At 59.8% G+C, this 20,125-nt stretch carries 14 protein-coding genes; 8 read left to right on the top strand and 6 right to left on the bottom strand.

Annotated features, from left to right (window positions below; genetic code table 11):
• Window positions 1-139 precede the first annotated feature (139 nt).
• Complete coding sequence (locus ACVWYU_RS04280) at window positions 140-1,195, bottom strand: AraC family transcriptional regulator (RefSeq protein ID WP_457372005.1); 1,056 nt, start codon at window positions 1,193-1,195, stop codon at window positions 140-142.
• A 258-nt stretch (window positions 1,196-1,453) separates the two neighbouring features.
• Between ACVWYU_RS04280 and ACVWYU_RS04275 the strand changes: the two genes are divergently transcribed.
• The 7 genes from ACVWYU_RS04275 (at window position 1,454) to ACVWYU_RS04245 (ending at window position 12,852) form a co-directional block, all read left to right on the top strand.
• Window positions 1,454-2,020, top strand: coding sequence for an RBBP9/YdeN family alpha/beta hydrolase (locus ACVWYU_RS04275; RefSeq protein ID WP_090321601.1), 567 nt, complete (start codon window positions 1,454-1,456; stop codon window positions 2,018-2,020).
• Window positions 2,021-2,150: 130 nt separating this feature from the next.
• Window positions 2,151-4,175: a DUF1302 domain-containing protein gene (locus tag ACVWYU_RS04270; protein ID WP_090321604.1), complete on the top strand. Its 2,025-nt coding sequence runs from the start codon at window positions 2,151-2,153 to the stop codon at window positions 4,173-4,175.
• A gap of 40 nt (window positions 4,176-4,215) precedes the next feature.
• Complete coding sequence (locus ACVWYU_RS04265) at window positions 4,216-5,574, top strand: DUF1329 domain-containing protein (protein WP_457372004.1); 1,359 nt, start codon at window positions 4,216-4,218, stop codon at window positions 5,572-5,574.
• 152 nt (window positions 5,575-5,726) lie between these two features.
• Window positions 5,727-6,800, top strand: coding sequence for a WD40/YVTN/BNR-like repeat-containing protein (locus ACVWYU_RS04260; RefSeq protein WP_247257074.1), 1,074 nt, complete (start codon window positions 5,727-5,729; stop codon window positions 6,798-6,800).
• Between the two features lie 31 nt (window positions 6,801-6,831).
• Window positions 6,832-9,321 (top strand): efflux RND transporter permease subunit, encoded by a 2,490-nt coding sequence (locus tag ACVWYU_RS04255; RefSeq protein WP_457372003.1) that lies wholly within the window; start codon window positions 6,832-6,834, stop codon window positions 9,319-9,321.
• Window positions 9,322-9,384: 63 nt separating this feature from the next.
• Window positions 9,385-11,163: an acyl-CoA dehydrogenase C-terminal domain-containing protein gene (locus tag ACVWYU_RS04250; RefSeq protein ID WP_457372002.1), complete on the top strand. Its 1,779-nt coding sequence runs from the start codon at window positions 9,385-9,387 to the stop codon at window positions 11,161-11,163.
• Window positions 11,164-11,214: 51 nt separating this feature from the next.
• On the top strand, window positions 11,215-12,852 hold the full coding sequence (locus tag ACVWYU_RS04245) for a fatty acid--CoA ligase (RefSeq protein WP_457372263.1): 1,638 nt from the start codon (window positions 11,215-11,217) through the stop codon (window positions 12,850-12,852).
• Window positions 12,853-12,919: 67 nt separating this feature from the next.
• Here ACVWYU_RS04245 and ACVWYU_RS04240 read toward each other — a convergent pair whose 3' ends face one another.
• The 5 genes from ACVWYU_RS04240 to arcD (ACVWYU_RS04220) form a co-directional block, all read right to left on the bottom strand.
• On the bottom strand, window positions 12,920-13,282 hold the full coding sequence (locus ACVWYU_RS04240; RefSeq protein WP_457372001.1) for a DUF5064 family protein: 363 nt from the start codon (window positions 13,280-13,282) through the stop codon (window positions 12,920-12,922).
• Between the two features lie 65 nt (window positions 13,283-13,347).
• Window positions 13,348-14,277, bottom strand: a complete 930-nt coding sequence (arcC, locus tag ACVWYU_RS04235) for a carbamate kinase (protein WP_090321619.1) — start codon at window positions 14,275-14,277, stop codon at window positions 13,348-13,350.
• 150 nt (window positions 14,278-14,427) lie between these two features.
• On the bottom strand, window positions 14,428-15,438 hold the full coding sequence (locus ACVWYU_RS04230; protein WP_090321622.1) for an ornithine carbamoyltransferase: 1,011 nt from the start codon (window positions 15,436-15,438) through the stop codon (window positions 14,428-14,430).
• A 69-nt stretch (window positions 15,439-15,507) separates the two neighbouring features.
• Complete coding sequence (gene arcA, locus ACVWYU_RS04225) at window positions 15,508-16,764, bottom strand: arginine deiminase (protein ID WP_090321624.1); 1,257 nt, start codon at window positions 16,762-16,764, stop codon at window positions 15,508-15,510.
• 35 nt (window positions 16,765-16,799) lie between these two features.
• Window positions 16,800-18,227, bottom strand: a complete 1,428-nt coding sequence (arcD, locus tag ACVWYU_RS04220; protein ID WP_457372000.1) for an arginine-ornithine antiporter — start codon at window positions 18,225-18,227, stop codon at window positions 16,800-16,802.
• A 462-nt stretch (window positions 18,228-18,689) separates the two neighbouring features.
• On the opposite strand from arcD (ACVWYU_RS04220), the gene arcD (ACVWYU_RS04215) reads away from it, so the two are divergent.
• Window positions 18,690-20,117: an arginine-ornithine antiporter gene (arcD, locus tag ACVWYU_RS04215; RefSeq protein WP_457371999.1), complete on the top strand. Its 1,428-nt coding sequence runs from the start codon at window positions 18,690-18,692 to the stop codon at window positions 20,115-20,117.
• Window positions 20,118-20,125 lie beyond the last annotated feature (8 nt).

Raw genomic sequence — 20,125 nt, 5'->3', positions numbered from 1 at the left:
GCAGTCGCCGTTTTTTTATTTGGAGGCTGCTGCGAAATCCTAGGCACCGGCTTGCTGGCGAAAGGGCCTTTGAGGGCTGCGTTAAGTTCCAGGCTGCTTTCGCTGGCAAGCCAGCGCCCGCAGTTTGATCTCCAGAGGTTCAGGTTTTTTTCGGGGCGAGGAAGGGTGTCGTCTCCGTCGGCGCTTTTGCGCTGCCGGGCTTGTGAGTTGCACGCCAGGCCGCTGGCGGCATGTCGAACTGGGTGATGAACCAGCGCGTGAACGAGCTCGCCATGGAGTAGCCCAGCATGTCGGCAATTCGGCTCAGCGAGTAATTGGGGTTTTCCAGGTAGCGCAACACCAGATCGCGACGCACGTCGTTGATCAGGTCGTTGAACGCACAGCCATCATCCTTGAGGCGACGTTGCAGGGTCCGTACGTTCATGCCCTGGGTCTGGGCAATTTGCTCGATCGTGGCGCGCCCCATTGGCAGCAGCAGGTAAATGGCCTTGCGCACTTCAAACAGCATCGACGGTCCTTCGTGGCTCTGTAGCGAATCCAGGTAGCTTTGGGCGTAACGCGCCATGGCCGGGTCGGCATGGGGGTTGGCCATGTCGAGGCTGGCGTCGGGGCAGACAATGCCGTTGAATTCGCTGCCGAACTCCAGGTTGCAACCGAACAGGCGGCGATGCAGATGCAGGTTATCCGGAGCCTGGTGGGTGAAGTTGACGCCGTATGGATGCCAATGCGTCCCCAGCAGGGCCGCGCACAGACGGAACATCACGCCAATGGCCAGCTCATTGGCTTGCCGGCAGGACATCGGTGACTCGGTGACCACCTCTTCACGAATGATCACCATCTTGCCGGCCTCCTCGACGAAGATGGCCAGCGAATCGTTCATCAGGTGACGGTAATGCACCAGCACCTGCAGCGCATCACGCAGCGTGCGCTGATGCGTGAGCAGCAGGCTGACCACGCCAAAGTCCGAGAGTTGACGCGACTCGGCCATGCTCAGGCCGAAGGTCTGGCAACCGGTGGCGGCCGCCGAAAGCTCCAGCAGGCGCACCGCTGAATCGATCGGAATGCGTTGCTCGGGGGCCAGCAGACGGGCCTTGCTCAGGCCGACCTGCGCCAGCACATCGTGAGGATTGAACCCCAGGTAATGGGCCACATCCAGGTAGTTGGTCAAGACAGCGGCGCGAACGAGCTTGGTCATGCAGAGGTCTTCCCTGGAGCGTCTCGATGGAATTGAGCGGGTCGGACTATATCCAGCACATCATGAAATGAAAAGATTTTGAAGCCGCGTTTTTTGGCTTGTTCACGACCATCAACCAGGCGCCAATGCGGTGTCATCAAAAGAAAAGTCGGTGTCGTCAAATGAAAAGCATAGCGGGTGGGGGCTCTTTAATGTCGGTACTACAAAAAGATGCTGGCGATACAGCCAGGCGAGCTACCGAGAAGGTGAGGTGTTCAAGTGAACAAACTGCAAACCGCCGCTACCGTTCTGATTGTACCGGGTCTGCGCGACCACGTTGCCGAGCATTGGCAAACGCTGCTTGAAGCCCGGTTGAACAACGTACGCAGCGTTCCGCCACTTGAAACCGACAAACTGGATTGCGCCGCCCGCGTCCGGGCGATCCAGCACCAACTGGAGCAAATCGACGGACCGGTGATTCTCGTCGCCCACAGCGCGGGCGTGCTGATGGTTGCCCACTGGGCCGCCCGACACAGCGGCTCGATCAAGGGCGCGCTGCTGGCCGCGCCGCCGGACCTCAATGCCACCTGGCCAACAAACTACCCATCCCCTGAAACCCTCAAAGCCAACGGCTGGGACCCTCTGCCTGCCGGTGCGCTGCCGTTTCGCAGCATCGTGGCGGGCAGCACCAATGATCACCTGGCCAGTCTGGATGCCGTCACCCGCATGGCCCGCAACTGGGGCAGCGAACTGCTCAACCTCGGCGAAGTCGGCCATCTCAATCCCGCTTCGGGCTTTGGCCACTGGCCGCAAGCCGAAGCCCTCATCCTGGAACTGGATCGCTAGTCAGGCACCTGGCCGGACGTGTTGTGTCCGGCACCTGCTCTAACCTGTGAGAAAAACGCAGACCCTTCACCAGGGCCTGTGCAAGGAAAGCTGCGCTTAAAAACAAGTACAACATGGCGGAGACAATGTAATGCATAACAATAAGAGTCACAGCCACACACTCCCTTCACGTCGCAGTCTGTTGGCCCTGGCCATTCTGGCTGCTTCGATGCCGGTGGCCCAGGCGGTCGAAATCGATACCGGCAACCCTGACTGGTCGGTGCGCTTTGACAACACCGTGAAGTACAACTACGGCGTGCGGACCGAAAACGCCGACAAGCGCATGCTGGGGACGCCGAACAACAACGACGGTGACTACAACTTTCGCAAGGGCGGCACCAACATCACCAACCGCCTTGACGTGCTGAGCGAGCTGGATGTGGTCAACCAGGGCAAGCAGGGGTTTCGCGTCAGTGCCGCGAGTTGGTACGACCAGGCCTATGATGACATTGGCTCCAGTTCCAATCCCTTCGTCAATGGCAATGGCTCGACCTCCGGGCTGGTTAACAATGACACGCGCCCTGTGATCGGTAGTCGCGTCAACCCCGGCGTCGGCAACGGCAGTCCGCACCTGAGCAACTATGCCCAGCGCTACTACAGTGGTCCGTCCGGGGAAATTCTCGACGCCTTTGTGTTCTGGAACCATGAAGTAGGCGATGAGTCGCAGATCAGTCTCAAGGCCGGTCAGCACAACGTGTTCTGGGGTGAGACCATCCTGAACCCGGTGCATTCGATCAGCTACGGTCAGTCGGGCCTGGACCTTGCCAAGCTGGCGGCTTCGCCGGGTACCGAGGCCAAGGAACTGTTCGTTCCGCGTAATCAACTCTCGATGACCTTCACCGTCAATCCCGAGCTGACCTTGGGCGCTCAGTACTTCATGCATTGGGATGCCGCCCGCCTGCCCGAGGCGGGTACCTACTATGGCGGCTCCGATCTGGTGGGTACCGGTGCGCAGTCCTTTCTGCTGGGCAACACCAATGCCCCCTCGGGTACCCCTTTGCTGGGATGTGGACTGGCGCCTTGCAATGGTCTGACCAACGTGCGTCGCGGTCACGACCTGACGCCGGATAACAGCGGAGACTGGGGCGTCATGGCCAAATGGTCGCCGGCCTGGCTGGACGGGACACTGGGCGTCTACTACCGCCAGACCTCGGATATTTTGCCGCAGGCGTGGATCAACGCCACCGGTATCACTTCGGCTAACCCCAATGGGACTGTGCCCAATTTCAAGACCGCAGCGGGGCAGGTGCAGGGCGTCGCCAATACGCTTAACTCGCTGAGCACCGCCACCTATCAAATGGCCTATGCCGATAATATTCATATTTTCGGTTTGAGCCTGTCGAAGGACGTGGGCGGCGTGAGTGTTGGCTCGGACCTGAACATCCGCGAAAACATGCCACTGGCCAGCATCCCGGCAATCGTCGTCAATAGCAACGCGTACGGTCTGGGTCAGGGGCTAGGCCTGTTGCCCGCGCGTACGGCGGACACCGGTGTTGTCAATGAAATCCCCAGCAATGGCAACTTGAGCGCCACCGGTGAGACGTTGCACTGGACACTCAACGGCCTGATGACCCTTCCCAAAACGCCAGTGTTCGATCAGGCAACCCTGCTCACCGAACTCTATTACAGCAACCTGCTTCACCTCGATAGCCAGAATGCCGCGCTCTACAAGGGTAATGGCAGCTACCAGGGCATCGACAAGCCGACTCGCGACAACTGGGGTATTGCGGTCAACTTCACGCCGACCTGGTACCAGGTATTCCCTGGTGTCGATCTGAACATGCCGATATCGGTCAATGCGGGGCTTGCTGGCGTGTCACCGGTCAGCGGCGGCGGTGCGAAAGACACTGGCAACTATGCCGTCGGCGTCGGCGCGATTGTTTACAACAAATACTTTGTCGATCTGAAGTATGTGGACTCCTTCGGCCAGACCGACAAGTGCAACGTCAGCGGCGTGAGCACAGGTTCAAAAGGTGGCGACGGCTCCACGCCGAACGCCTTCAGCGGTAACGAAAACTACGCGTGTTATGGCGGTGGCTACTCGTCGTTCTCGGGTGCCGGCGCAACCACTGCGGATCGTGGCGCTGTTTACCTGACATTGAAAACCACTTTCTGATTCACGAATGGCTTACCCCGGTAAGCAGGAGAATAACAAGATGAAATTCGTGCACACGTTGCTGGCCGCATCCCTGGCCATGGCTTTCGCCGCTCATGCGCAGGCCGCCGTATCGGCTCAGGAGGCCACCAGACTCGGCACCAGCCTGACCCAGGTCGGGGCCGAAAAGGCCGCTAATGCCGACGGTTCCATTCCGGCGTATACCGGTGGCTTGACCACCCCTCCGGCCAACTTCAAACCCGGCGACAGCATGCGTCCGGACCCTTTTGCCAGTGAAAAACCGCTGCAGGTGATCGATGGCAAGAACGTCGATCAATACAAGGGGTTGCTGACGGCCACCACCGCGGAGCTGGCCAAGCGTTTTCCGACCTATCACATCAATGTGTACCCGACCCACCGCACTGCAGCACTGCCTCAGGCGGTGTTGGATAATGGCCTGAAAAACGCCAGCGGTGCCAAGTCGCTCGAGGGCGGGTTGGCCATCGATAACGTCCTGCCCGGCGTGCCTTTCCCGATCCCGCAATCGGGTGCCGAGGCGATGTGGAACTTCCTGCTGCGCTATCAGGGCGTCAGCATCAACTCCAAGTATGACTCCTGGAACGTCGATTCGGCGGGCGTACCGAGCCTGGCGATCACTGGCGAAGCGTTCATCGCTTATCCGATTTACGAAAACCTGACGAAGCCCATCAGCAGCAGCGACATCTACTATCAGATGAAGCTGTATTACACCGGTCCTGCGCGCCGGGCGGGCGAGTCGGTCATGCTCAAGGACGCCGCCAACCCTCTGCAACAGCCGCGTCGCGCCTGGCAGTACCTGCCAGGTCAACGTCGGGTAAAACTGGCACCGGACCTGGCTTACGACACGCCTAACCCGGGTACTGCCGGCGCCGGTACCTATGACGATGTCTTCGTGTTCAACGGTGCGCTGGATCGCTACGACTGGAAGCTGGTGGGCAAGCAAGAAATGATCGTGCCGTACAACACCTACAAGCTGACCTATGCCCAGGATCCGAAGTCGCTGACCACCCCCAACCACCTGGCACCCGACTTCGTGCGCTGGGAAAAACACCGCGTCTGGGTCGTGGAGGGCAACCTCAAGGCTGGCGCACGGCACGTCTACCAGAAGCGTCGTTTCTACCTGGATGAAGACACTTGGACCGCTCTGGCCTCCGACGAATACGACGCACGTGGTCAGCTGTACCGTGGCTCCTTCGCTTTCCTCAGCCAGAGCTATGACAAGCAAGTCCCGGACGCTACACCCTTCATGATTTACGATCTGGTCGGCGGCTCCTACAACATCAATGGCGTGGTAGGCCCGTACGGCGGCATCAAGTACGTTGACCCGCTCTCCAAGGTGCAGTGGTCGCCGGAGTCCCTGGCGGGCGCCGGTATTCGCTAAGCACAAAGTGACACAGAGCCTGTTTGGTCCACTGCCTCCCCGGCAGTGTGACCGGACAACTCTCGGCGCCGAGTCGAGAGTCCAGGGGTGCCTGATTTCAACGCTGGGTTGCACGTTCGTGCCCCAGCGCAGTTCCCTCATGAGGACGCCGTATGTATTCGTACAAAAAGTGCGTGTCGTTGGTGCTGGGCGCCACGCTGGCACTGTTGCAGGGACTTGCCCAAGCGGCCGGCTATGTTGACGTGCTGGACCTGCCAGCCAAGGCCAGTGCCCTGGCGGTGCGCAGCCCTCTGCTGGACGTGGCCCGCGCGGGAGAGCGACTGGTTGCTGTCGGCCAGCGTGGCCACATTCTTTATTCCGATGATGCTGGCAAGCGCTGGCAGCAGGCTGCTGTACCGGTCAGTTCCGACCTGACAGCCGTGAGTTTTCCTACAGCAACACAAGGCTGGGCGGTCGGCAACGATGGTGTGGTCCTGCACAGCGGCGATGCCGGCGCGACGTGGAGCAAGCAGCTCGATGGTCGTCAAATCGGTGCCTTGCTGGTCAAACACTACGGTGACTTGGCCAGTGCCGATTCAGGCAACGAACAATGGGCGCAGCTCGTCAGCGAAGGCCAGCGTCTGGTCGAGGAGGGCGCCGACAAACCGCTGCTGGGCGTCTGGTTCGCCAACGCCAGACTCGGCTACGTAGTCGGTGTGTTCAACCTGATCTTGCGTACAGAAGACGGCGGTCAGCACTGGACACCCTTCGAAGACCGCACAGAAAACCCGCAAGGTTTGCACCTCGAAGCCATTGCCTCCACCGGTGACGCGCTCTACATCGCAGGAGAACAGGGCCTGCTGCTCAAGTGGGATGAGTCCAGCCAGCATTTCATGGCCGTGCAAACGCCTTATCAGGGCAGCTTTTTCGGCGTTATCGGTAAGCCAGGTGAAGTGCTGGCTTACGGCCTGCGCGGACATGTGTTTCGCAGTGTCGATGCCGGCAAGAGCTGGAGTGAGTTGAACGCCGGGCTGCCAGTCAATATCACCGCCGCCACGCTGGACGCGAAAGGCAATTACCGGTTGTTCACTCAGGCCGGTCACATGTTGGTGGAACAGGAAGGCAGTACGCAGTTGCAACTGGTACCGCAGCAAGGTCAATCCCCCGTGGCAGGTGCCACGCTGGCCGCCGATGGCTCGCTGGTGTTGGTGGGTAGTCGTGGTGTGCGTGCACTTCGCGTCGAATAAGAACTGGATCAATTAGAGCGAGTACCCTGACATGGGCAACATCAAGCAAGACACCATGCCGGTGATCCGCGATTTGCGTGACTTCGATCAGCGCTCCGGCAACCGGCTGGAACGCTGGGTGTTCAATCACCGTCCGCTGTTCATGCTGTTCATGGTGATCGTCACCCTGCTGCTGGGTTACATGGCGCTGACTCGTCTGGAGCTGCGCCCCAGCTTCGAAAAAATGATTCCACAGAGCCAGCCCTACATTCAGAACTTCCTCGAGAACCGCAAATCGTTGCGCGGCCTGGGCAGCTCGGTGCGGGTGGTGGTGGAAAACACCCAGGGCGATATTTTCGACCCTGAGTATCTGGCCGTGCTCAAGCAGGTCAACGACGACCTGTTCCTCACCGAAGGCGTCGATCGTGCCTGGATGAAGTCGCTGTGGAGCCCGTCGGTACGCTGGACTGAAGTCACCGAGCAGGGTTTTCAGGGTGGCCCGGTAATGCCCGATGACTACAAGGGCTCGCCGTCGGACATTGAAAAGCTGCGCCAGAATATCAACCGTGCAGGCCTCGTCGGGAGTCTGGTGGCCAGCGACTTCAAATCGAGCATGCTGGTGGTGCCATTACTGGACGTTGCCTCGGCCACCGGCCATGGCATCAACTACTACCAATTCGCCCAGACCCTCGAGCAGCAACTGCGCGACAAGGTTGAGTTCGCCGGTGACAGCGCCGCACGCAAGGCCGGAAAAGAAGGCACCGGCAAGTACAAGGTGCATGTGATCGGTTTCGCCAAGTTGATCGGTGATCTGATCGACGGCCTGATCCAGGTGATGATGTTCTTCGGCCTGGCCGTGGTCACCTCGTTCGTCATCATTTATCTGTACACCCGTTGCATCCGCAGCACGCTGCTGGTGATCTTCTGTTCGCTGACCGCAGTGGTCTGGCAACTGGGCATCGTCGCCTGGCTGGGCTATGCCATCGATCCGTACTCGGTGCTGGTGCCGTTCCTGATTTTCGCCATCGGTGTCTCCCACGCGGCGCAGAAGATGAACGGCATCATGCAGGACATCGCCCGTGGCACCCATAAGCTGGTCGCGGCGCGCTACACCTTCCGCCGTTTGTTCATTGCCGGGGTCACCGCGTTGCTGGCCGACGCGGTGGGTTTCGCGGTGTTGATGCTGATCGACATTCCGGTGATTCAGGACCTGGCCATTACCGCCAGTATCGGGGTGGCGGTGTTGATCTTCACCTCGCTGCTACTGATGCCGGTGGCGCTGTCCTACATCGGTGTCGGGCGCAAGGCCGCGGAGCGAGCGCTGAAGATCGACACCCGTGCCGACGAGAGCCGCGGCTTCGGCAAGCTGTGGGATTTTCTCGACCGCTTCACCACGCGCAAGTGGGCCACGGGCATCGTGCTCGGCGCCGTGGCGCTGGGGATCGCCGGCTTCATGGTCAGTCAACACCTGCAGATCGGCGACCTCGACAGCGGCGCCCCGGAGCTGCGCGCCGACTCGCGCTATAACCGTGATAACGCCTACATCACCAGCCACTATGCGCTGTCCAGCGATCTGTTCGCGGTCATGATCAAGACCCCGCCTGAAGGTTGCCTGAATTATCAGACGCTGATTCTGGCCGACCGCCTGGCCTGGGAGTTGCAGCAATACCCGGGCGTGCAAGCGACGTCTTCGCTGGTCAATGCGGTCCGGCAGATCACCGCCGGTTCGTTCGAGGGCAACCCCAAGCTCAACAGCATCCAGCGCAACCAGAACGTGCTGAACTACGCGGCGCAGCAGGCCTCGGTCAATGCTCCGGAGCTGTTCAATACCGATTGCTCGGTGATGCCGGTGATCGCTTTCCTCAAGGACCACAAGGCCCAAACGCTGGACGCGGTGGTCGCTATCGCCGACAAGTTCGCCCGCGAAAACAGCACCCCGGACCGCCAGTTCCTGCTGGCCGCCGGCACCGCCGGTATCGAAGCGGCGACCAATATCGTCGTGCGTGAGGCCAATCACACGATGCTGCTGTACGTGTACGCAGCAGTGACGCTGTTCTGCCTGATCACCTTCCGTAGCTGGCGTGCCACGCTGGTGGCGCTGCTGCCGCTGGTACTGACCTCGATTCTCTGCGAGGCGCTGATGGTCATCATGGGGATTGGCGTCAAGGTCGCGACGCTGCCGGTGATCGCGCTGGGGGTCGGGATCGGTGTCGACTACGCGCTGTATCTGCTCAGCGTGCAGTTGCATTACCAGCACCAGGGCATGCCGTTGGCACAGGCCTACCGTAACGCCGTGTCCTTCACCGGCCGGGTGGTGGGACTGGTCGGTATCACCCTGGCGGCGGGGGTGGTGTGCTGGGCCTGGTCGCCGATCAAGTTCCAGGCCGACATGGGCATCCTGCTGACCTTCATGTTCATCTGGAACATGCTCGGTGCGTTGATCCTGATCCCGGCACTGTCCAGTTTCCTGCTGCGCAACATCGCCCCCGTACCCGTAAGCACCAAGGAGCAAACGGCGGAGCTTGTTGACGCAAACCATTAACCTTTTTGCACTTCCATTGACCAGGGCAGGTTGAATGCCCTGACATTGCCTGAGTATTCAAATATGGCTGACTACAAAGCACCCCTGCGCGATATCCGGTTCGTCCTCAACGAAGTTTTCAACGTCTCTCGCCTGTGGGCGGCGATGCCGGCCCTGGCCGAGGTGGTGGATGAAGAAACCGCCAACGCAGTCCTCGAAGAAGCCGGCAAGATCAGTGCGGAACTGATCGCGCCGCTCAATCGCAGTGGCGACGAGCAAGGTTGTTCCTGGCACAACGGCGAAGTGTCCACCCCTGATGGTTTTGCCCAGGCCTATCGCGCCTTTGCCGAGGGTGGCTGGGGCGGCGTCGGCGGTGACCCGGCCTACGGCGGCATGGGCATGCCCAAGGTGATCGGCGCGCAGGTCGAGGAAATGGTCAACGGCGCCAATCTGTCTTTCGGCCTCTACCCGATGTTGACCGCCGGTGCTTGCCTGGCGATCAAGGCCCATGCCAGCGAAGAACTGAAGTCCGCCTTCCTGCCGAACATGTACGCCGGCACCTGGACTGGCTCGATGTGCCTGACCGAACCCCACGCGGGCACCGACCTGGGGATTATCCGCACCAAGGCCGAACCTCAGGCCGACGGCTCCTACAAGATCAGCGGGACCAAGATCTTCATCACCGGCGGCGAACAAGACCTGACCGAGAACATCATTCACCTGGTGCTGGCCAAACTGCCGGATGCCCCGGCGGGGCCGAAGGGCATTTCGCTGTTCCTGGTGCCGAAGTTCATGGTCAATGCCGATGGCAGCCTGGGCCAGCGAAACGCGCTGTCCTGTGGTTCGATCGAACACAAGATGGGGATCAAGGCGTCCGCCACCTGCGTGATGAATTTTGACGGTGCCACGGGCTGGATCGTCGATGCGCCGAACAGGGGCCTGGCGGCGATGTTCACCATGATGAACTACGAACGCCTGGGCGTTGGCATTCAAGGCCTGGCCACGGGCGAGCGTTCGTACCAGAACGCCGTTGAATACGCCCGTGACCGGCTGCAAAGCCGTTCGCCGAGCGGCGCGCAGAGCAAAGACAAAGTGGCCGACCCGATCATCGTCCACCCGGACGTGCGGCGCATGCTGCTGACCATGAAAGCCGCGAACGAGGGCGGTCGTGCTTTCTCGACTTACGTGGCCATGCAACTGGACACCGCCAAGTTCAGCGAAGACGCCGCGACCCGCAAGCGCGCGGAAAACCTGGTGGCGTTGCTGACGCCGGTGGCCAAGGCGTTCCTCACGGATATGGGGCTGGAGACCACGATTCACGGCCAGCAGATTTTCGGCGGCCACGGCTACATCCGCGAATGGGGCCAGGAGCAACTGGTGCGTGACGTGCGCATCACCCAGATCTACGAAGGCACCAACGGCATTCAGGCGTTGGACCTGGTCGGACGCAAAGTGGTGGGCACCGGAGGCGAGTTGTACAAGCTGTTTGCCGACGAGATTCGCCATTTCACTGCCACCGCTTGCGCCGACTTCGCGGAGTTCACCAAGCCGCTCAACAGCGCCCTGGACAACCTCGACGAACTCACGGCGTGGCTGCTCGACCGTTCGAAAAACAACCCGAATGAAATCGGCGCGGCGTCGGTCGAGTACTTGCACGCCTTCGGTTACACCGCTTACGCCTACATGTGGGCACTGATGGCCAAGGCAGCCGTGGGCAAGGAAACGCAGGACGACTTCTACGCCAGCAAGCTGGGCACAGCGCGCTTCTACTTCGCCCGCCTGCTGCCACGCGTTCATTCGCTGGCCGCGTCGGTCAAGGCCGGCAGCGAGTCGCTGTACTTGCTCGACGCCGATCAGTTCTGACCCCGTGAACCGGAGATGATCTCCAATCAACAGCATCAGGAAGACTTCACCGTGGTGAAAACAAAAATACTCGCGCCTGCGCCAGGCGCTTACAGCTACCCCTTGTTGATCAAGAGCCTGTTGCTCTCGGGCGCACGCTATGCGCCCGATCAGGAAATTGTCTACGCGGACAAGCTGCGCTACAGCTACCGGACACTGAATGAACGCATCAAACGATTGGCTAACGCGCTCACCCAGGCGGGCGTCAAAGCTGGCGATACCGTGGCCTTGCTGGATTGGGACAGCCATCGGTATCTGGAGTGTTTTTTCGCCGTGCCGATGCTGGGGGCGGTGTTGCACACGGTGAATATCCGCCTGTCCGCGGAGCAGGTTCTCTACACCATGAACCACGCCGAAGATGATCTGGTGCTGGTGCATGACGATTTTCTGCCGCTGATGGAGCAGGTCCACGATCAGTTGACCACCGTCAAAGGCTACATTCAGCTCACCGATCAGGACGCGCCGTCGACCGCGTTACCGGTGCTGGGGGAATACGAAAGCCTGTTGGCGCGGGCTGAAACGCACTTCGATTTCCCTGATTTCGATGAGCACTCGGTCGCCACGCTTTTCTACACCACGGGCACGACGGGCGACCCCAAGGGCGTGTACTTCTCCCATCGCCAGTTGGTCCTGCATACGCTCAATGCCGTCGGCACCCTCGGCGTGTATCAGGGCCTGCCATTGTTGCGTTCCGACGATGTCTACATGCCGATCACGCCGATGTTCCATGTGCATGCCTGGGGCGTGCCCTACGTCGCGACATTGATGGGGATCAAGCAGGTGTATCCGGGGCGTTATGAGCCCAACAGCCTGGTCAGGCTGTACCGCGAAGAGAAGGTCAGTTTTTCCCATTGCGTACCGACGATCCTGCAAATGATCCTGGGTTGCGACGAAGGGCAACGGACTGATTTCGACGGCTGGAAAATGCTCCTGGGCGGTAGCGCCTTGACCCATGGGCTGGCCGCCCAGGCGACCGCACGGGGCATGCGTGTGCACAGCGGCTACGGCATGTCGGAGACCTGTCCGTTGCTGTGCCTGACGCACCTGAGTGAGCCCGAACTGGAACTGCCGGCGTCCGATCAGGTGACCGCGCGTATCAAGACCGGCGTGGCGGTGCCGATGGTGGACTTGCGCATCATTGATGCCAGCGGCAACGAAGTGGTGCAGGACGGTGAGGCGCTGGGCGAGATCGTGGTGCGTGCACCCTGGTTGACCCAGGGCTACCTGAACGCACCCGAGCAAGGCGCGCAACTGTGGGAAAACGGCTGGATGCATACCGGTGACATCGGCTCCATCGACCCCATGGGCGTCGTGGAGATCAAGGACCGGATCAAAGACGTGATCAAGACGGGCGGGGAGTGGATCAGTTCGCTCGAGCTGGAGAGCCTGATCAGCGAGCACCCCGCCGTCAGCTCGGTGGCGGTGGTGGGCGTACCTGACCCGCAGTGGGGGGAACGACCGGTGGCGCTGGTCGTGTCAGAAGGCATCACGGCTGAAATGCTGGTGACCCATCTGCTTCAGTATGTCGAGAGTGGTCGCATCAACAAATGGGCGATCCCCCGGCAGATCAGGCTGGTGGCCGACATACCCAAGACCAGTGTCGGGAAAATCAACAAGCGGCTGATCCGTGAACAGGCATTGAGCCAATAGGCGACGATGCGCGTTTGTAGGAGCGAGCCTGCTCCGGGCGGCTCGCTCCTACAGGTGGGGGCGTGGGTCATCCCAGATGTTCGGGTTTGACCGGGTCCCCCGACTGCATGTTCAGTTGCTTGCGTACATCTTCGAACATTTTGTCGTAGTAAACGTGGCTCGAGCCGATCTGGCTGTGGGTCCTTGGAATACCGTGTTTCTCTACAACTGTCGTGAAGTTGCGGCCGAAATTGTAGGCCTGGTCCTTGGGCAGATAGAAACTCTCTTCGAACGGCTTGTCGAAAATGGTGCCGTGCATCTTGAACAGCATCCCCTTGCCTTCCTTGGGGTCCTGAGTGACTTCGTAGTCGATGTATATGTTGTAGCTGACGTCATCGTTGGTCAGCGCATGACGCTCGATGTGCATGTGACCGGGCTCGAACTTAGCCATTGTCATCTCTCCTTCAAATAGGCCTTGAAGCGGGGCAGGCCGCCAGCCTGCCCGCAGTATCGCGACTATCGATAGCTGATACCGGGTGTCGCCGTGCTCACGCGAGTACCGGCCTTGCCCTGGACGATCGCTTCGATGTCCGAAAGCGAGCCAATCACCGCGACCTTTCCAGTATGGCGGGCAAACTCGCAGGCTGCCTGCACCTTCGGCCCCATGGAGCCGGCGGCGAAGCCCAGGCGCTCCAGTTCGTCGGGGTGCGCCTGGGCGATGCCTTTCTGGGTCGGCTTGCCGTAATCGATATACGCCGCATTGACGTCGGTGGCGATCACCAGCAAATCGCTTTCCAGTTGTTCGGCCAGCAGCGCCGAGCACAGGTCTTTATCGATCACCGCTTCCACGCCCTGAAGCCTGCGGTGTTCATCGTACATCGTGGGAATACCGCCACCGCCGGCACAGATCACGATGCTGCCTTTTTCCAGCAGCCACTTGATCGGGCGGATCTCGAAGATGCGCTTCGGTTTGGGGCTGGCGACCACGCGGCGGAATTTGTCGCCGTCCGGGGCAATGGCCCAGCCTTTTTCGGCGGCGAGTTTTTCCGCCTCGGCCTTGGAGTACACCGGGCCGATGGGTTTGCTCGGCTTCTGGAACGCCGGGTCATTGGCGTCGACTTCGACCTGGGTCAGCAGCGTGGCGAAGGGCACTTCGAAGTCCAGCAGGTTGCCCAGTTCCTGTTCGATGATGTAGCCGATCATGCCTTCGGTTTCAGCGCCCAGCACGTCCAGCGGATAAGGCGACACCGACGTGTAGGCTGCCGCTTGCAGCGACAGCAGGCCGACCTGAGGGCCATTGCCGTGAGCGATGACCAGTTGGTTGCCGGGGTGGATCTTGGCGATCTGTTCGGTGGCGATCCGGATGTTGGCGCGCTGATTGTCAGCGGTCATCGGTTCACCCCGGCGAAGCAGGGCGTTACCGCCCAGAGCAACGACGATACGCATGGTGTATGTCCTTCAAAAAGAGAAGTAAGCGGGCGACCCGGTCTCCTGTGGGAGCTGGCTTGCCAGCGATGGGATCACTGCGGTCTATCAGATACACCGAGGTGCGGCCATCGCTGGCAAGCCAGCTCCCACAAGGAGCCGAGTAAGCTGTTACAAGTCAGCCAGTGTCGACACCAGAATCGCCTTGATGGTGTGCATGCGATTTTCCGCTTGCTCGAAAGCGATGCAGGCCGGTGATTCGAACACGTCATCGGTCACTTCGATGCCGTTGGCCAGGTGCGGATACTGTTCGGCAATCTGCTTGCCGACCTTGGTGTCACTGTTGTGGAAGGCCGGCAGGCAATGCATGAACTTGGTGCGCGGGTTGCCGGTGGCTTTCATCAGCTCGGCATTGACCTGATACGGCAGCAATTGCTTGATGCGTTCGGCCCAGGCTTCGACCGGCTCGCCCATGGACACCCACACGTCGGTGTGAATGAAGTCCACGCCTTTGACAGCCGCTTTCGGGTCCTCGGTCAGGGTGATGCGGGCACCGCTTTCTTCACCGTATTTCTTGCAGCGGGCCACCAGGTCGTCCGCCGGCCACAGGGCTTTCGGCGCGCAGATGCGTACGTCCATGCCGAGCTTGGCGCCCACCAGCAGCAGCGAGTTGCCCATGTTGTTACGCGCATCGCCGAGGTAGGCGTAGCTGATTTCGTGGATTGGCTTGTCGGCGTGTTCGCGCATGGTCAGCACGTCGGCGATCATTTGCGTCGGGTGGTATTCGTCGGTCAGGCCGTTGAACACCGGCACGCCGGCAAACTTGGCCAGTTCTTCGACGATTTCCTGCTTGAAACCCCGGTATTCGATGGCGTCGTACATGCGCCCGAGCACCCGGGCGGTGTCCTTCATGCTTTCCTTGTGGCCGATCTGCGAGGAGTTCGGGTCGATGTAGGTGACATTCGCGCCCTGGTCATAAGCGGCAACTTCGAAGGCACAACGGGTGCGGGTCGAGGTTTTTTCGAAGATCAGCGCGATGTTGTTGCCTTTGAGGTGTTGCTGTTCAGTGCCGGTGTATTTGGCCCGCTTGAGGTCACGGGAAAGATCGAGCAGGTAGCGCAATTCGCGAGGGGTGTGGTGTTCCAGGCTCAGCAGATTGCGGTTATGGATGTTGAACGCCATTTTGGATCTCCTAAGGTATCGGTTATCCCCTGGGTCCGTGCGTTGTAAGCACGGACCGAGGTTAATAGGTTAGTAATCGATAGGGTCGCGGATGATCGGGCAGGTCATGCAGTGACCGCCGCCACGGCCGCGGCCGAGTTCGCCGGCGCTGATGGTGATGACCTCGACCCCGGCCTTGCGCAGCAGGGTGTTGGTGTAGGTGTTGCGGTCGTAGCCGACGACCACGCCGGGTTCCATGGCGACCACATTGTTACCGTCGTCCCACTGTTCGCGTTCGGCGGCGAAGCTGTTGCCGCCGGTTTCCACGACGCGCAGTGCTTTCAGATTGAGGGCCTTGGCCACGGTGTCGAGGAAGTTGGTTTCTTCGCGACGGATGTCGATGCCGCCTTGCTTGCTTTCGTCCGGGCGCAGGGTGAAGGCCACGATCTGGCTCACCACTTCCGGGAAGATGGTCACCAGGTCGCGGTCGCAGAAGCTGAACACCGTGTCCAGGTGCATCGCTGCGCGGGATTTCGGCATGCCGGCAACGATCACCTTCTCGACGGCTTTGTTCTTGAACAGGTTGAGCGCCAGTTGGCCGATCGCCTGACGGGATGAGCGTTCGCCCATGCCGATCAAGACCACGCCGTTGCCGATGGGCATGACGTCGCCGCCTTCAAGGGTGGAGCTGCCGTGTTCCTGGTCAGGATCGCCGTACCAGATCTGGAAGTCGGCGTTGGTGAACTCGGGGTGGAATTTGTAGATGGCGGTCGTCAGCAGTGTTTCCTGGCGGCGCGCCGGCCAGTACATCGGGTTGAGCGTCACGCCACCGTAGATCCAGCAGGTGGTGTCGCGGGTGAATTGGGTGTTGGGCAATGGCGGCAGAATGAAGCTGGAGTGGCCGAGGAAGTCGCGGAACATCTGGATGGTCTTGCCACCGAAGCTGTCCGGCAGGTCATCGGCCGATACGCCGCCAATCAGGAACTCGGCGATCTTGCGAGGTTCCAGGCTGCGCAGCCACGAGGTTGTTTCATTGATCAGGCCCAGGCCGACCGAATTGGCGGTGACCTTGCGTTCCAGAATCCAGTCCAGGGCTTCAGGAATGGCAACGATGTCGGTCAACAGGTTGTGCATTTCCAGCACATCAACGTTGCGCTCACGCATTTTGGTGACGAAATCGAAATGGTCGCGCTTGGCTTGAGCGACCCACAACACGTCGTCGAAAAGCAGTTCGTCACAGTTGTTCGGGGTCAGTCGCTGATGGGCCAGGCCGGGGGAGCAAACCATGACTTTGCGCAGTTTGCCGGCTTCGGAATGGACGCCGAACTTAACTTTTTCCGTGGTCATTACAGTGATCCTCCAGATGACAATTAATCAGGGGGTTACAGAGTCAGGAAGCCGTCATACAGCCCATAGGCCGCCACCAGGGCACCCACGACGACGGCCGCGAAAATCAGCTTCTCGACGTTGGTGAAAACAGGTTTGTCGATTTCCATCTTGGCCTTGGCGAACAGAATGACGCCGGGCGCATAGAGCAGGGCGGACAGCAGCAGGTACTTGACGCCGCCGGCATAGATCAGCCAGATCGCGTAGACCAGGGCGATCGCGCCGATGAACAGGTCTTTCTGGCGTTCGGGCGCGGCGCTTTCATAAGTCTCACCGCGTACCGCCAGCAAAAACGCATAAGCTGCCGACCACAGGTAAGGCACCAGAATCATTGAGGTCGCCAGGTAGATCAGCGACAGGTAAGTACTGGCCGAGAACAGGGTGATGATCAGGAACAGCTGCACCATGGCGTTGGTCAGCCACAGCGCGTTGACCGGTACATTCTTGCTGTTTTCCTTGCGCAGGAATGCCGGCATGGTGTGGTCCTTGGCCGCGGCAAACATGATCTCCGCGCACAGCAGCACCCATGACAGCAATGCCCCGAGCAGCGAGATGACCAGACCGACGCTGATCAGCACCGCGCCCCAATGACCCACCACATGCTCCAGCACGGCGGCCATCGACGGGTTCTGCAGCTTGGCCAGTTCCGGTTGGGTCATGACACCCAGCGACAGCACGTTTACCAGCACCAGGAACAGCAGCACGGTAATGAACCCGATCACGGTGGCTTTACCCACGTCGGTGCGTTTTTCCGCCCGCGCCGAGAAGATGCTCGCGCCTTCGATGCCAATGAACACCCACACGGTGACCAGCATCATTTTGCGCACCTGGTTCATCACGCTGCCCAGGTCCGGGTTTTTCAGGCCCCAGATATCAGCGGTAAAGATGTCCAGTTTGAAGACGAACAAGGTGATCAACATGAACAGCAACAGCGGCACGACCTTGGCGATCGTGGTGACCAGGTTGATGAATGCCGCTTCCTTGATCCCCTGCAACACGAGGAAATGCACGCCCCACAGCAGCACTGACGCGCCAATCACGGCGGCCACCGTATTGCCTTCGCCGAAGATCGGGAAGAAATAACCGAGGGTGCTGAACAGCAGAACGAAATAACCGACGTTGCCCAGCCAGGCACTGATCCAGTATCCCCAGGCGGAAGAGAAACCCATGTAGTCGCCAAAACCGGCTTTGGCGTAAGCGTAAACACCACCGTCCAGGTCAGGCTTGCGGTTGGCCAGCGTCTGGAAGACGAAGGCCAGGGTCAACATGCCCACGGCGGTAATTGCCCAACCAATCAGAATGGCGCCGACGTCTGCACTGACAGCCATGTTTTGTGGCAGGGAAAATATTCCGCCGCCAATCATCGAACCGACGACCAAGGCCACCAGTGCGCCAAGTTTCAGTTTTCCGGGGGATTCAGACATTGCATGACTCCAATGCAGGAGAAGAGAGACAACAGATTAGTTCTGTTAGCAATTCAATCATCTGATTTAGATCAGTACATGGGCACATTCCATTGCGATTTGAACGACTTATATTCGATCCGGAAACATGGCTACTTCTCCGGAAACGCCTTATCCAGAGGCCTCGGAAAGAACAAACGGCAATACTGCGTATTGCTTCGAGTTTTTACGCTAGTTCGTTTCTGTGTTTCTGCAAATTTTTGACACCCGATTTCAGTAACGCTATGAATTAACGGTTTCGTTCAGCCAAAGTGTTCTTAACACGGCACCGATATTCTGATCGGCTATAACTAACAGGCTCCTTGTTCGGGGTTATTTAATAAACGTCATTGCGCTGAAGCCATTTAGTTAATGCCAGGCAAGTGACGGTTTCATGGCTGTGATAAAACCCGGCCGCATCGGGAAATAAATGGAGACCCAGGAATGTCGCAACCCACGCAAAAGCTTCGACTGAGTGCATTGATCGCCCTGGTGGTGGGCTCGATGATTGGTGGTGGCATCTTTTCACTGCCTCAGAACATGGCAGAGCGCGCCGATGCCGGTGCGGTGCTGATCGGCTGGGCGATTACCGCCGTGGGCATGCTGACCCTGGCCTTCGTGTTCCAGACCCTGGCCAATCGCAAACCGGAGCTCAATTCCGGGGTGTATGCCTACGCCAAGGCCGGGTTCGGCGACTACATGGGGTTTTCCTCGGCCTGGGGTTACTGGATCAGTGCCTGGCTGGGCAACGTCGGTTATTTCGTGTTGTTGTTCAGCACCCTCGGTTATTTCTTTCCGGTATTTGGCCAGGGTAATACACCGATCGCTATTGGCTGCGCCTCGGTATTGCTTTGGGCAGTGCACTTTCTGGTATTGCGCGGGATCAAGGAGGCCGCATTCATCAATCAGTTGACCACTGTGGCCAAGATCGTTCCGCTGATCATGTTTATCGTGATTGCCGCAGTGGCCTTCAAGGCCGAGATCTTCACCCGGGACATCTGGGGGCAGAGCAATCCGGACTTTGGCGGCGTGATGGACCAAGTGCGCAACATGATGCTGGTCACCGTGTTCGTGTTCATCGGCATTGAAGGCGCCAGCATCTATTCGGCCAGGGCGGAGAAACGCAGCGATGTCGGGCGCGCGACGGTCATTGGCTTCCTCGGCGTGCTGGCCTTGCTGGTGTTGGTGAACGTGCTGTCGCTCGGGATCATGAGCCAGCCGGAGCTGGCGACGCTGCAGAACCCGTCGCTGGCGGCGGTGCTGGAGCGCATCGTCGGCCCCTGGGGAGCCTTGTTGATCAGCGTCGGCCTGGCGATTTCGTTGCTCGGGGCCTTGTTGTCGTGGGCGTTGCTGTGCGCCGAGATCCTTTTCGCCACCGCAAAGGACAAGACCATGCCGGCGTTCCTGACCCGGGAGAACGCCAACCACGTGCCGGTCAACGCGTTGTGGCTGACCAATTCAATGATCCAGATTTTCTTGCTGATCACGCTGTTTTCCGCTGGGACCTACACCAGCCTGATCTACCTCGCGTCGTCGATGATCCTGGTGCCGTACCTATGGTCGGCGGCCTATGCGGTGCTGTTGAGCGGGCGCGGCGAAACCTATGAGCATGCCTCGGCGGAGCGCACCAAGGATCTGTTGATCGGCGGCATTGCGCTGAGTTACGCGGTGTGGCTGCTGTATGCCGGGGGCGTGAAATACCTGCTGCTGTCGGCGTTGCTGTATGCGCCTGGGGTGATCTTGTTCGCCAAGGCCAAGCACGAGCAGGGAGAGCCTTTGTTCAGCCATTTCGAGAAAGGCATTTTTGCCTGTGTCATCACCGCTGCCGGCCTGGCGGGATATGGGTTGTACAACGGCTTTTTGTCGCTGTGAGGCGCTGA

The sequence above is a fragment of the Pseudomonas sp. TE12234 genome, from assembly GCF_054061835.1.
Note: the sequence above shows the minus strand (reverse complement) of the source record. Positions and strands in the feature narration are given on the sequence as shown.